This window comes from Hymenobacter sp. DG01, from assembly GCF_006352025.1.
Taxonomy (GTDB): Bacteria; Bacteroidota; Bacteroidia; order Cytophagales; family Hymenobacteraceae; genus Hymenobacter.
Genome location: NZ_CP040936.1, coordinates 1,811,124 through 1,824,291, shown reverse-complemented (window position 1 = coordinate 1,824,291; position 13,168 = coordinate 1,811,124). Strand labels below are relative to the sequence as shown.

The window sequence follows — 13,168 nt, the reverse complement described above, 5'->3', positions numbered from 1 at the left end:
CCCGGTTATTCGGTAGGAAGAAGCGGAAAGAGCTAATAGCTGGCAGCCATCAGCCAGAAGCCAAAAATCTAATCGTTCAGCTCGTCGTACACCAGCAGTTGGTTTCGGGAGATGATACGCTCCCCGTCGCGCAGGCCCGAGGCCACGTAGCTCACATCGCCGACGGTTTTGGCCACCTGCACCTCGCGGGTTTCAATGTGCTGACGGTCGCGGAAAACCATCACAAAGTGCCGGTCTTTGGCAAACACCACGCTTTTGGCGGGCACGGCCAGCATCTTCTGGTCTTCGGTGTTCTGGATTTTGATTTGGGCGTACATCTCGGGCTTCAGCTGGTAGCCCGGGTTGGGCAGGCGCACCCGCACTTTCATTACCCGGCTTTCGGGGTCGAGTACATTGAAAATCTTGTCGATGCGGCCTTGGAAGTGCTTGTCGGGGTAGGAGAGGGTCGTTACGTCGGCGGCGTAGCCTTCCTTTACTTTGCTGATATCCGACTCGAACACGTTGGCCATAATCCATACATCTTCGAGGTTCGACACGGTAAACAGGTTACCCACATTATCAGCGTTGAACTGCATGTGGTCAGTCACGTTTTTCTCCGTGATAAAGCCTGAAATGGGGGCGCGCAACGTGTAGGTGCCATCAGCCGATACGCCGTACACGTTCATCTGCTTGCGGGTTTTGCCCACGTTGCCGGCGGCCTTTTGTAGCTCTTTGCGGGCCAGGGTCACGTCGCGCTCCGAGGCCAGACCCGCGGCGTACTGCTCCTCCAGCACCTGCAGGTTCTTGCGGGCAATGTCGAGGTCGGTGCCAGCGGTACTGTTCTGGTTTTGCAGGTCGGCAATTTCCCCGCTTCGTATCACGGCCAGCACCTGGCCTTTGGTAACATGGTCGCCGAGCTCTACCGTAAGCTGCTCCACCACGCCGCCCACCAGCGGGTACACCTTCACGGTTTTGTCGCCGTTGGTGGCAATCTGGCCCGAAAGCGTCAGCTCATTGCGCACGGGCTCGTTGCGCACCGTGTCGATTTTCAGCTCCCGCAGCATCTGATCGGAAAGTGAAAAGCCGGCCTTGGCTTTCTGGGGTTCAGCGGCGTCTTCTGATTTCGAGCAGCCCAGCAGGGTTGCGCTCAGGGCCAGGGGTAGGAAAGCGGCAATGCGGTTCATATTGGTTGAGTGCGTAAGGATTGGCGGATGCCCAGGCAGCGGGCCGAGGCTGTTATGTTGGGTAAGGCAGCAGGCTTTAGGGTTGCCGAAGACTTCAGACCGGCAGCAGGGGTAGCAGGTGGGCTATTCGGCGTTGAATACCGGGCGACCCACGGCGTAATTCAGCTGCTCGAAGGCACGCAGGCGGCTGGCGCGTAGGCTGTTCAGCTGCACCAAGTTGTTTTTGTAGCTCTCGTAGAAATCCAGGAACTCTACCACCGTGAGGTTGCGCTTGGCGTAGCTCTCGTCAATGCCCTGCATCAGCCGGTCGAAGTCGGAAGTGCCGCGGTCGGAGCTTTGGTAGAGAGCATCCGTCTGGCCCGCCAGGCGCCACGCTTCCTGCACGTCGTTCTGCACCTGCAGCTGCTGCTGGCCCAGCAGCGCCTTGCTGACTTCCACCTGGTTCTGGGCCGTGCGAATGTTGCCCTGGTTGCGGTTGAAGATGGGCACGGCAATACCCAGCGTGACGGCGTTGTAGTTCTGGATGTAGTTGCCGGCGCGGTCGTAGGTGTAGCCCACGGCCAGGTCGGGGGTAGCCAGGGCCCGTTGCAGACGCAGGTTCTGGGCCTGGGCCTGCACGGCGGCCTGGCGGGCTTTCAGGTCGGCGCGGTTGGTCTGTGCAGAGTCAATTAGCTGCTGCTCGGTGCGGCCGCTCAGGCTCAGGGCACGGAGGCGGTTAGGGTCGGCGGTGGGGAGGTAGTAGGTGCCAGTGGTGTCGCGCATGAGCGTGCGCAGATCGGTCTGCTGAGCGGCAATGTCGCTGAGCAAGGCCTGGCGCTCGTTGCGCAGCTGAAACAGAAACGCTTTCAGCCGGACTACCTCCTTCAGAGCAATGTTACCTCGCTGGTACTGACCCTGGTATGAGTTCACGGTGCGCTGGAAGCTGGCTACTTCCATGTCGTACACGCTCACGCTCTGCTGCTTGAAGTAGAGGTCATAAAACGTGGTGCGAAGCTGGTAGCGCAGCGTGCGCAGCATGTCCTCGAAGGTAAATTGCTCTACCAGCGCATTTTGCCGTGCCGCGTTGGTAGCCGCTTTGCGGCGGCCAGCCAGGGCAAACAGCTGCTCTACCTGCACAATGGAGTTGCCGGTTTTGGTTACATCCAGCACCTTGCGCGTGTACTGGTTGTAGGTGTTCTGCTCCAGCGAAATGGTAGGGTTGTCCCAGAGGCGCGCCTGGGTAATCTGCGCCTCGGCCGCCGATACGTTGTAGCGCTGAGCCAGCAGGCTCAGGTTGTTGCTGACGAAGCGCTGTTCGGCTTCCGAAAGCGTCAGGCGTACCGTATCGGCACCCAGTGGGGCGGCCGAAGCGGTATGGGCAGAAAAGCTGAGCAGCCAGGCGGCCAGCAGCAGGAAAAAAGGACGTTGCATATCCGGTGAGGGGTAAGGATATGCAAGAGTACGCCCCCCATATTAGGCCTGAATTAGAGGTAGATTAGAAACGGATTAGAGCAGAAATATTTCTCTAAAAAGGCTTTCCGGGGCCTTCTGTCCACAGTCTGCCCGGAGTGTGGGCCTGGGGCGGATGTCGCCGGCAACTGTAGCTCGCGCAGGGAGGTAGCCATAGCCAGGCGCATCCAATGGCAAGCAACGGGGGTAGGAGGGAGCATGGCAGAAGGGTTAAGGGAAGGTTTGGGTTGGAGCCAATACCGGGGGTAGGCGGTCCGCGCTGAAGCCGCCGTCACTGCCGGTAAGAAATTGAGCTGTTCGGCAAGCCTACACCATTCCTATTAGAGCCCGGTTAGAGCCCCATTAGAAACGCATTAGAAAATGAGTTTTCTAAGGAAAATCCTGGCGGCGAACCAATCCTGGCCGGAGTCCTACCCCCGTCAGCGGCCTAAACCTTCGTTATGAGCAGCCAGCTTATAGAACAATCTCAGCCAGCGTGCCTTCTCCCAACCGGGATGTTATGCGCAGCTCTCCGCCGTGCAGCTGAATAATCTTGCGGGCCAGAGGCAGCCCAACGCCGTGGCCTACCACGTCGCGGGCATTATCGGCGCGGAAGAAAGGTTGAAAAATCTGGGGTAGTGCTTTGTCGCTGATGCCAATGCCGTGGTCCTGCACCCGGATGTAGCGGCGACCCTGGGCGTAATCTAGGCGTACCTCTACGTTTTGCTCGGGGCCGGAGTACTTCAGGGCATTGTCCAGCAGATTGGTCAGCGCCCGGCCGAGCAGCTGGCGGTTGCCCCGGATTTCCAGTTGCTCCGCATCCTCGGGCAGGTTACCTAACGTAATGTGCAGCCGGGGCCGCTGGGCAGGCGCTACGGCCTCGCGGGCTTCCCACAGCAGCTCGTCCAGCCGGATGTCGTCGGTGGCACCATGGTTGGTTTGGGTAAGCTCCAGGAGGTTATTGATCAAGAGCTTAAGCTGCTGGAGCTCGTGCAGCACCGAGGCCACCCCCTCGCGGTAGGCCGCTGGCTCTCGCTCCCGGTTCAGCAGCACCTGCAGCTCGCCGATGGTAGCCGTGAGGGGGGTGCGCAGCTCATGAGAGGCATTGCTAACGAAGGTGCGTTGGGTCTCAAAGCCATCTTCCAGGCGCTCCAGCATGCGGTTGAAGGTGCGGGCCAGGCGGGTTATTTCATCCTGTTCGTGGCTGATGCCTTCGTTCACGCGCAGGTGCAGGTCCTGGGCCGTAATGCGGTCCACCTGGTCGTTCACGGCGGCAATGGGCGCCAGGGCTTTGCCGGCAAATACACGTCCGGCCACGTAAATCAGTACCAGACTTCCCACAAAAATGCAGACCAGGATCAGGCCCAGATACTCCAGGCGGGCCGCTCCCGAACGGTTTTGGGCAGCGGCCACGATGATGAACTTGCCCTGGTTGTCGCTGTAGAAAATGCCTACCGCCTGGCGCGACCCAATCTCGAAGTACACCTCCTTTTCTGTGAGAATCCGGGCTAGAATGTGGTCGGAAATCCTGACCCGCACGTCCTGCTCAATAAAGCGGGGCTGCAGATTGCTGTCATATATCTGCAGCACTTCCTCGGTGAGGGTGCGCATGTAGCGGCGCTGGAAGTCGCGGAACGCTTCGGCCCGCAGCTCGTCCTGCTCCAGAAACACGTAGCCTGTCACCTCAGCCCGGTCGTGCAGGCGCTGCCGGAATTCCTCGTGGGTGTAGTCGGTCTGCAGAATGTACACCGTCGTCATGGCCGCCAGCAGAATCACGGCTACCAGCCCCAGAAAAAGCCACGTCAGACGGTTGCGGATGGTCATGCGGGTAATATTATTAGGTGATGAGTGAAATGATGAAAGGCTTTTAGGCGAAGAAGAATTTAGGCTCACTCCTTCACTTCTCATAATTTCACTCTTGTACCCGTAGCACGTAGCCCATACCCACCACAGTATGAATCAGTTTCTGCGGGAAGGCCTTATCCACTTTGTTGCGCAGGTAGTTGATGTACACGTCCACCACGTTAGAGCCAGCATCAAAGGAATCTTCCCAGACGTCGGCGGCCAGCTCAGCACGGCTCAGTACGCGACCGGGGTGGCGCATCAGCAACTCCAACAGGCCAAACTCCCGGGCCGTAAGCTTTACGGGCTGCCCGGCACGGGTTACGATTTTGGCGGCGGTATCCAGGGTCAAATCTTCGAACGTAAGCACGGCCCCTTTGGCCTGTTGGCCCCGGCGGCGGGTGAGGGCCCGTACCCGCGCTACCAGCTCCGGGAAATCGAAGGGCTTGACGAGGTAGTCATCGGCCCCGCCGCCAAAGCCCTGGAGCTTATCCTGGGTGGTGCCCAGGGCCGTGAGCATGAGTACCGGCGTTTCCTGGTCCTGAGCCCGCAGGGCCTCCAGCACCTCCAGGCCGCTGAAATAGGGTAGGATGACGTCCAGAATAATCAGGTCGTAGGCGTGGGCCAGGGCGAGTTGTCGGCCAAAACGCCCATCGTAGGCTACTTCCACCTCAAAGCCTTCCTCCTCCAGCCCCCGCCGGATAAAAGCCGACACCTTTGGCTCATCTTCTACCAGCAATATTTTCATAACCGAAAGTGACGCAAGAGTAAGAAGTGCTAGGCGGGTGATTAATTACTTAGCCGAGGTTAGACCGAAAAGAAGGGGTAGTACTTTTATCGTACTACCCCCATCTTATTCTTCATCCTCGTAGTCGAGGCCGAGTAACTGGTTGAGGGCCTGCTGAATCTCGCTGGCGGCATGCATCTGGCCGGCCCGGCGGGCTACGGTCAGGCCGGTGCGGTAAACCTTTTCGGCTTCTTCGGGCTTTTCAAGCTGCTGCAGCATCTTGCCGGCGTGGTAGTACGTACCCACGTACTCCGGATGCTCATTGAGCAGCTTCTGGTAATATTCCATGGCCCGCAGAGGCTCCGTGGTCCGGTATTCGGTGGCTAAAGCGTAAATCGTGAACGGATCCGTCGGATCATCCTGGTAGAAGGCCAGGAGTTGCTGTAAGCGGCTTGGTGTCGTTTCCATGGGGCGGCAGATTTAAGTATCTTCGCCCCAAATTTGGGACTTTCCCCGTGTTCTTCTCATATAAATAGCCGTAGATGAAGTTTCTCGTTTGCATAAGTAACGTGCCCGACACGACCACCAAAATCACCTTTACTCCTGATAATAAGGAGTTTAACAAGGCTGGTGTGCAGTTCGTGATTAATCCGTGGGATGAGTATGCACTCACTCGCGCCATCGAATTAAAGGAAGCCCAGGGCGGCACCGTAACGGTATTGAACGTAGGCGAGGCTGATACCGAGCCTAACATCCGCAAGGCTTTGGCCATTGGTGCCGATGATGCCATCCGGGTTAACGCCTTTCCGAAGGACGCTTTCTTCGTGGCGCAGCAGATTGCCGCCATTGCCAAAGAAGGTAGCTACGATGTAATTCTGATGGGCAAGGAGAGCATCGACTACAACGGCTTTCAGGTGCACGGCATGGTAGGCGAGCTGCTCGGCATCCCGACGGTGGCTCCCGCTATGAAACTGGATATGAGCGGCAACACCGCTACCCTGGAGCGTGAAATTGAGGGTGGCAAGGAAATCGTGGAGGTGAATGCGCCTTTCGTGGCTTCGTGCCAGCAGCCGATGTGCGAGCCCCGCATCCCGAACATGCGCGGCATCATGACGGCCCGCACCAAGCCCCTGAAAGTAGTTGAGCCCACCGGCGAAGGTGCCCGTACGGAGGTTGCTTCCTACGCCCTGCCCCCCGCCAAGCAAGGCGTGAAGCTCATTCCGGCCGAAAACGCCGGCGAGCTGATCAAGCTGCTCCGCAACGAAGCCAAGGTCATCTAAATATCAATTAAGAATTAACAATTAAGAATGAATAATTGCTCTCAACAGCGAGAGTAGCAGTTCCAATGCTCCATTTTTAATTGTTAATTCTTAATTCTTAATTGAAAAAATCATGTCTGTACTGATAGTTGTTGAATGTGACGGTGGCGAGGTAAAGAAATCCTCGCTGGAAGTGGCTTCCTACGGCAGCCAGGTAGCCCAGCTGCTCGGCACCACGGCTACGGCCGTGGCTGTGGGCGAGGCTACCGAAGCCAACCTGGCCAAGCTGGGTGAACAGGGCGTTGCCAAAGTGCTCTACGACAAGGAGCCCCGCCTGAAAGATTTCGTGAACGGTGCCTACACCAAGCTGATTGCCACCGCGGCCCAGCAGGAAGACGCCAAAGTAATTGTGCTGGCTAACTCCAACATTGGCGCCGCCGTAGGCTCGCGCCTGTCGGTGCGCCTGCAGGCTAGCTTGGCTACCAACGTAGTAGAGCTGCCCAAAACCGAGGGCGGTTCGTTCACGGTAAAGCGCGGTGCTTTCTCGGGCAAGGCGTTTGCCGATGTGAAGCTGGACGGCGAGCGGAAAATCATTGCCGTTAAAAAGAACTCCATCGAGGCCCTGCACGAGGCTGGCAAAACCGCTGAGGTGGTATCCTTCTCGGCCCAGCTAACTGACGCTGACTTTGCCGATGCTCCCAAGCAGGTAGTAATGCAGGATCAGGCTGGCGGCATTCTGCTGCCTGAGGCTGATAAGGTAGTATCGGGTGGCCGCGGCATGAAAGGCCCCGAAAACTGGAACCTCATCGAGGACCTGGCCCAGGCCCTGGGCGCGGCTACGGCCTGCTCTAAGCCGGTGTCGGACGTAGACTGGCGCCCTCACCACGAGCACGTAGGCCAGACGGGCATCACTGTTTCGCCGAACCTCTACATTGCCTGCGGTATTTCGGGCGCTATTCAGCACCTGGCCGGCGTGAACTCGTCGAAGGTAATTGTGGTCATTAACAAAGACCCCGAGGCGCCGTTCTTCAAGGCTGCCGATTACGGCATCGTAGGCGACGTATTTGATGTGTTGCCCAAACTGACCCAGGCCGTTAAAGAACTCAGCTAGGACTTAGGAGTTAGGGTCTCAGGAAATGACTCGGCTGCGGCCGACGAAAATTTCCTGAGACCCTAAGTCTTTTTTGGCCGTATGCAGACGGATACGCGGGCATTGGTTTCTTTTGCATCCAGTTCCCTTGCCTTCCTAACCCATTCATGCGGTCAGGTGCTACCTCTCCCGATCGTAAGACCCTAAGTCCCTTAGTTCCTTTGAAAAAGATACCGCTCGAAATTCTGGGCCTCTCGTCCAGCCAGTCGCAGTCGGGCTCCTTTGCCCTGATTCTGGGCGAAAAGACCGGCAACCGGCGCTTACCAATCATCATTGGTATGTTTGAGGCGCAGAGTATCGCCATCCAGATAGAGAAAATCAGCCCGAACCGGCCGCTTACCCACGACCTGTTCAAGTCCTTCGCCGAGCAGATGCACGTAGCCGTGCTGGAAGTCCTGATTTCGGATCTGAAGGAAGGCGTGTTCTACTCCAAAATCGTGTGTTCGGATGGCGCCAGCACCTTCGAGCTCGACGCTCGTCCTTCTGATGCCATTGCCATCGGCCTGCGTTTTGGAGTGCCCATCTTTACGGTGGAAAGCGTGCTGAGCGAAGCCGGTATCATTCTTTCGGACCTCGACGAAAACGCCGATGAGGACGATGACGATACCGATGATGACGAAGACGAGGACAACGACCAGCCGACGCCCAAGCCGGCCGAGCCGCGCGAACCCAGCGGACAGGTTTCTCTGGATGAGCTGACCAAAATGCTGGCCCAGGCCCTCGAACGTGAAGACTACGAGAAGGCCGCCAAAATCCGCGACGAACTCAATAAGCGCAACGGGTAATACTACCTCCGCACTTTCAGAAAATGGCTTCCTGCACCAGGAAGCCATTTTTGTTTTCCGTCGCCAACTCTTTATGCCTTCACCGGAAATAGAGGGGTAGGCGTACCTTGCACCTTCTTTATTATCTCCTTTCTCCTGACGATGAACACTGCTGCCCCCGACCTGAGCTACCCCATTGGTCACCCCGTACTGCCCGATGAACCCCTGGACCGCGGCGCCCGCACCGCCTACATGGCCCAGATTGCTACCCTCCCTGATCTGGTAAGGTCGTCGGTGCTGGGCTTGAGCCCCGAGCAGCTGAACACGCCTTACCGCCCCGAAGGCTGGACGGTGCGCCAGGTACTCCACCACCTGCCCGACTCGCACATGAATAGCTACACCCGCTTTCGTTTGGCCCTGACGGAGGATAACCCCACGATTCGGCCCTACGACGAGGCCGCCTGGGCCGAACTGCCCGATATTGAAGCGACGCCCGTGGCCGTGTCGTTGGCTTTGCTGGAGGCTCTGCATATCCGGTGGGTGAAACTGCTGCGCAACCTGACCGATGAGCAGTGGCAGCGCACCTTCTTCCACCCCGAAACCAAGCGTAAGTTCACCCTCGACCAGGCCCTGGTACTCTACGCCTGGCACGGCCGCCACCACTTGGCCCACATCACGGAGCTGCGCAAACGGGAGCAGTGGTAGAAAATGAGTTGTCGGTTGCGAGTTGTCAGTTGCGAGTTGTCAGTTATCAGAGGGTAACGACGATGTCCTGACCAGAGTGCTACCCCCCTAAAATGCGACAAGCCCTTACTTCCAGCGTGGAGGTAGGGGCTTGTCACGTTAGTAACCTTGTTACATAAGAGAGGAAGACGGCGTTATCTTGCCTCCTCACTATGGTAGATGGCTGTTAATCACTTAGATGTTTATGGCTTCGTCGGTAGTAGCAGCGGCTAGGCCGCCTTCAGTTTCGTCGTCCACTTTCTTGGCGGCGCGCACGAGGCTGCTGCTGAAGATGAACTCCTTGAGCTCGGGCACCTGGGCATTCAGGATTTCATCCTTGTTACCGTCCCACAGTTTCTGGCCCTTGTAGAGGAAGATGATATGGTCACCGATTTCAATTACGGAGTTCATATCGTGGGTTACTACCACGGTGGTAATGCCGTACTCGTGCGTGATTTCGTAGATCAGCTCGTCAATTTTTATGCTGGTGAGCGGGTCGAGGCCGGAGTTGGGTTCGTCGCAGAACAGGTAGGTGCAGTTGGGCGCAATGGCGCGGGCAATGCCCACGCGCTTTTTCATGCCCCCGGAAATTTCGGAAGGCATTTTTGTGCCCGCATTTTCTAGTCCTACACGCTTCAGGCAGAACTCCACCCGGTCGCGGCGCTCTTCGCGGGTCATGTCGGGAGTCAGCATTTTCAGCGGAAACTCCACGTTTTCGTGCACCGTCATCGAGTCGAACAGAGCCGAGCCCTGGAAGAGCATCCCGATTTTGCGCCGGATTTCCTGGCGGATATTCACCTTGTTGTTGGTGAAGACGGTGCCATCGAAAGTGATGCTGCCCAGGTCGGGCTTCATCAGGCCCACAATGCACTGCAGCAGCACCGATTTACCCGTGCCCGAACCCCCTAGTAACAAGTTGCACTTACCCGTCTCGAAGCGGCAGGTAATACCCTTGAGCACCTGGTTGCCATCAAAAGATTTTTGAACGTTATGAACTTCAATCATCTGTGTAAAAGCTGAGAGCCGGACGCCTGATCCTAAACCGTAGGACCAAGCTTCCGGCGTCTGGAATTAGAGAAGGAGAGCCGCCAGCGCGAAGTCGGCCACCAGAATGGCGATGATGGAGTTATTCACGGCCGTGGTGCTGGCCGCGCCTACCTCTAGAGCGCCGCCCTGGGTATAAAACCCTTTAAACGACGAAATGGCCGACACCAGGAAGGCAAATACCACCGACTTAATCAGGGCGAAGACGATGTTATAGGGAATAAAATCGGTGCGGATGCCCTCGATATACTCCTGGGCCGACAGCGCGCCCGTAAGGGAGCCGGCCAGGTAGCCCCCAATGATGGAAAGCGCCATGGCCAAAATCACCAGCAGCGGAAACATCAGCATAGAGGCCAGAATGCGGGGTAGCACCAAGTAGGAGGCCGAGTTGATGCCCATTACTTCCAGTGCCGATACTTGCTCCGTGATGCGCATGGTGCCCAGCCCACCCGCAATGCTGGAGCCTACCTTACCAGCCAGCACAATGCTAGTAATGGTGGGGGCCAACTCCAGAATGGTCATTTCGCGCACCATGTAGCCGATGGTGCTTTTGGGAATCAGGGGGTTCGTAAGGTTGTACGCAATCTGAACGCAGGTTACGGCCCCAATAAAGGCCGATACGATGGCGACGATGAAGATGGAGTTGATGCCGATGATAACGCACTCATCCAGTGTGCGTTGCCATAATACCACGGCCCGTTCTTTCCGCGTGAGCATGCTCTGCAGGAAGAGCAGGAATTCACCGAAGGATTTAACCATAAAGAGGAAAAAGAAAAGAAAAGCGGAAACTTGCGGCAGTAGGCCGCCGGCGGAATGCCGAGCTGAGTTGCTTACGTAAAAACCGTTTCAGGAATCAAAGGAATGCAAAAAAATATCGTTGTTACAGGCGGCACCAAAGGAATTGGTCGGGCCCTGGTGTTACGCTTTCTGCAGGCTGGCTACCCCGTCGTTACCTGTGCCCGCTCCGCCGCCGACCTGCAGGAGCTGCAAGCCGCTGCTGCGGAGCAGGTTCCGGGCGCCGTGCTGCACACGCTACCCGCCGACCTGAGCCAGCGCGAAGAAACCATCCGCTTTACGGAGTTTGTACAAAGCCTGGGCGAGGTAGGCGTGCTCATCAACAACACCGGTTCCTTTATTCCGGGCCGCCTGCAAGATGAGCCCCAGGACGGTAGTCAGCTGCGCAAGATGCTGGACGTTAACCTGCTGAGTGCTTACGATGTGACTCTCGCTCTGCTACCTGGCCTCTTGGCACAAGGCCAGGGCCACATCTTCAACATCTGCTCCACGGCCAGCCTGACCGCCTACCCCAACGGAGGCTCCTACGGTATTGCCAAGCACGCCCTGCTGGGTATGACCCGTAATCTGCGGGAAGAGCTCAAAACCTCCGGCATCCGGGTGACAGCCGTGCTGCCGGGCGCTACCCTCACCGCCAGCTGGGAAGGCGTGGACCTGCCTGCCGAGCGGTTCATCAAAGCCGAGGATGTAGCCGAAGCCATTTTCGCGACCTACAGCCTCTCACCGCAGGCCGTGGTAGAGGAGCTGCTGATCCGGCCCCAGCTAGGCGACTTGTAAAAGGCTATCAGGCTTATTCGCGGGTCAGTTTGCCTTTGCCCGTTATGCGTAAGGTTAGGGCTTCGGGTGTGCCGCGGTAGTACACCGTGCCAGCCCCGGCGTGGTTGCCGGTAAGCAGGCGGGTAGGAGCACAGTGACTTATCCCGTTGCTATCAGCGTTGGTTTGAAGGTAGAGGTCCTGGAGTATCAGGTCCTGAGCATATAAGCTGCCATTGCCGCCAATGGTGTGGTGCAGCTCCTGGGTGGTGCCGCTGAGGTAAATGTCGCCTAGCTCATACTGACTCATCCCCAGGTAGCGGCTGTCCAGTGTCAGGTGGTAGTCGCCGGAGCCGATGAGGTGAGCGAAAAGGGTGTCGGCCTTGAAAGAGCCCTGCGTTTGAATATCGGCCTGCCCGCGTAGAAATATGTCGGTGAGGCGGGGGGTGTGCAGGGTTACTTCGCGGGGAGTATTGTAGCGGCGCACCCAGTTGCAGCGGCTGGTGTTGCGGATAATCAGGTGGCCGTCCTGCACGTCGAGCCGAATGTCGTCCTGCAGGTTTTTGCCGGCCCGCACCTCGGCGTACGTTTCCGAGTCCTGCACCAGGGTTACGCGCACATTGTCGTTGGTGGTTAAGATGCGAAAAGGGGGTAGGGCGCGCCGCTCCGTCACGATGTTGCCCGTGCTGGTGAAACACCCGGCCTCATTTTCCTTCTGGCAGGCAGATAATGTGAGGCTTACCGCCACTCCGGCCGCCACGGCACGTAAAAGCCGCCAGGGGGCGCTAACTTGCACCCAACTTTCAAACCAAGACATCACAACAGCTATGGACCTAAGCGGCAAGGTAGCCATTATCACAGGTGTCAGCAAAGGAATTGGGCTGGCTACGGCCGAGGCGCTGCTGGCGCGCGGAGCCGTGGTGGCGGGTTGGGGCCGCACCGCGCCGGAAAGCCTGCGGCACGAGCGGTTTCAGTTTTTCGAGTGCGACATCCGCAACGAAATTGCCGTGCAGGAAGCCTTCATGAACACGCAGCGCGAGTTGGGGCAGGAAATTCATGTACTGGTCAACAATGCTGGTATTGGCAATTTTGGTCCCGTAGATGGCTTTTCATCCAAAGAATGGCACGCTATGTTTGATACCAACGTGCACGGTCTGTTCTATTGCACCAAAGCGGTGTTGCCCCAGATGAAAAAGCAGCGCGAGGGCCACATCATCAACGTGGCTTCTCTGGCGGGCACGGCCGGCTCGGCCAATCTGGCGGGGTACTGCGCTACTAAATATGCGGTGCGGGGCTTCTCCGACGCCCTGTTTAAGGAAGTGCGCCCCGATGGCGTGCGGGTAACCTGCCTGATGCCGGGTTCGGTGGAAACCAACTTCAACGGGGCTACCCCCGGACAGGAGCCCAACCCCCACAAGATGCAACCCCAAGACGTTGCCGCCGCCATTATCCATGCCCTGGAAGCCCCGCAAACCGTCATGATTTCGGAGCTGCAGATGCGGCCTACTCAACCGAAGTGA

General features: G+C 57.7%; 14 protein-coding genes. 6 read left to right on the top strand and 8 right to left on the bottom strand.

All coding sequences use genetic code 11. The annotated features are described in order from the left end of the window. Window positions 1-68: 68 nt before the first annotated feature. The 5 genes from FGZ14_RS07820 to FGZ14_RS07800 all read right to left on the bottom strand — a co-directional run bounded on the left by FGZ14_RS07820 (window position 69) and on the right by FGZ14_RS07800 (window position 5,628). Window positions 69-1,163, bottom strand: a complete 1,095-nt coding sequence (locus FGZ14_RS07820) for an efflux RND transporter periplasmic adaptor subunit (RefSeq protein ID WP_139923024.1) — start codon at window positions 1,161-1,163, stop codon at window positions 69-71. 123 nt (window positions 1,164-1,286) lie between these two features. Continuing rightward, window positions 1,287-2,573, bottom strand: a complete 1,287-nt coding sequence (locus tag FGZ14_RS07815) for a TolC family protein (RefSeq protein ID WP_139923022.1) — start codon at window positions 2,571-2,573, stop codon at window positions 1,287-1,289. Window positions 2,574-3,065: 492 nt separating this feature from the next. Further along, entirely contained in the window at window positions 3,066-4,415 is a 1,350-nt protein-coding gene (locus FGZ14_RS07810; RefSeq protein WP_180754533.1) for an ATP-binding protein, read from the bottom strand. An 88-nt stretch (window positions 4,416-4,503) separates the two neighbouring features. Next, the gene (locus FGZ14_RS07805; protein ID WP_139923018.1) at window positions 4,504-5,181 is read right to left on the bottom strand and encodes a response regulator transcription factor; all 678 of its coding nucleotides are present in this window, start codon (window positions 5,179-5,181) and stop codon (window positions 4,504-4,506) included. Window positions 5,182-5,286: 105 nt separating this feature from the next. Then, window positions 5,287-5,628 carry a tetratricopeptide repeat protein gene (locus FGZ14_RS07800; protein ID WP_139923016.1) on the bottom strand — a complete coding sequence of 114 codons (342 nt, stop codon included), beginning with the start codon at window positions 5,626-5,628 and terminating at the stop codon, window positions 5,287-5,289. 74 nt (window positions 5,629-5,702) lie between these two features. On the opposite strand from FGZ14_RS07800, the gene FGZ14_RS07795 reads away from it, so the two are divergent. The 4 genes from FGZ14_RS07795 to FGZ14_RS07780 all read left to right on the top strand — a co-directional run bounded on the left by FGZ14_RS07795 (window position 5,703) and on the right by FGZ14_RS07780 (window position 9,038). Further along, the gene (locus FGZ14_RS07795) at window positions 5,703-6,440 is read left to right on the top strand and encodes an electron transfer flavoprotein subunit beta/FixA family protein (protein WP_139923014.1); all 738 of its coding nucleotides are present in this window, start codon (window positions 5,703-5,705) and stop codon (window positions 6,438-6,440) included. Between the two features lie 112 nt (window positions 6,441-6,552). Beyond that, complete coding sequence (locus FGZ14_RS07790; protein WP_139923012.1) at window positions 6,553-7,530, top strand: electron transfer flavoprotein subunit alpha/FixB family protein; 978 nt, start codon at window positions 6,553-6,555, stop codon at window positions 7,528-7,530. 200 nt (window positions 7,531-7,730) lie between these two features. Beyond that, window positions 7,731-8,354, top strand: coding sequence for a bifunctional nuclease family protein (locus tag FGZ14_RS07785; protein WP_139923010.1), 624 nt, complete (start codon window positions 7,731-7,733; stop codon window positions 8,352-8,354). Window positions 8,355-8,495: 141 nt separating this feature from the next. Continuing rightward, window positions 8,496-9,038 (top strand): YfiT family bacillithiol transferase, encoded by a 543-nt coding sequence (locus FGZ14_RS07780; RefSeq protein ID WP_139923009.1) that lies wholly within the window; start codon window positions 8,496-8,498, stop codon window positions 9,036-9,038. Window positions 9,039-9,251: 213 nt separating this feature from the next. Here FGZ14_RS07780 and FGZ14_RS07775 read toward each other — a convergent pair whose 3' ends face one another. Both FGZ14_RS07775 and FGZ14_RS07770 read right to left on the bottom strand, forming a co-directional pair. Then, window positions 9,252-10,061, bottom strand: a complete 810-nt coding sequence (locus FGZ14_RS07775; RefSeq protein WP_110977446.1) for an ABC transporter ATP-binding protein — start codon at window positions 10,059-10,061, stop codon at window positions 9,252-9,254. A gap of 66 nt (window positions 10,062-10,127) precedes the next feature. Then, window positions 10,128-10,859 carry an ABC transporter permease gene (locus FGZ14_RS07770; RefSeq protein WP_110977447.1) on the bottom strand — a complete coding sequence of 244 codons (732 nt, stop codon included), beginning with the start codon at window positions 10,857-10,859 and terminating at the stop codon, window positions 10,128-10,130. Between the two features lie 102 nt (window positions 10,860-10,961). Between FGZ14_RS07770 and FGZ14_RS07765 the strand changes: the two genes are divergently transcribed. After that, a complete protein-coding gene (locus tag FGZ14_RS07765; protein ID WP_139923007.1) occupies window positions 10,962-11,672 on the top strand; it encodes an SDR family oxidoreductase in 711 nt (236 codons plus the stop codon). Window positions 11,673-11,685: 13 nt separating this feature from the next. On the opposite strand, the gene FGZ14_RS07760 is transcribed toward FGZ14_RS07765, so the two are convergent. Then, window positions 11,686-12,465 carry a GIN domain-containing protein gene (locus FGZ14_RS07760; RefSeq protein WP_180754532.1) on the bottom strand — a complete coding sequence of 260 codons (780 nt, stop codon included), beginning with the start codon at window positions 12,463-12,465 and terminating at the stop codon, window positions 11,686-11,688. Between the two features lie 10 nt (window positions 12,466-12,475). Here FGZ14_RS07760 and FGZ14_RS07755 point away from each other — a divergent pair, with 10 nt between their 5' ends. Further along, complete coding sequence (locus tag FGZ14_RS07755; protein WP_139923003.1) at window positions 12,476-13,168, top strand: SDR family oxidoreductase; 693 nt, start codon at window positions 12,476-12,478, stop codon at window positions 13,166-13,168.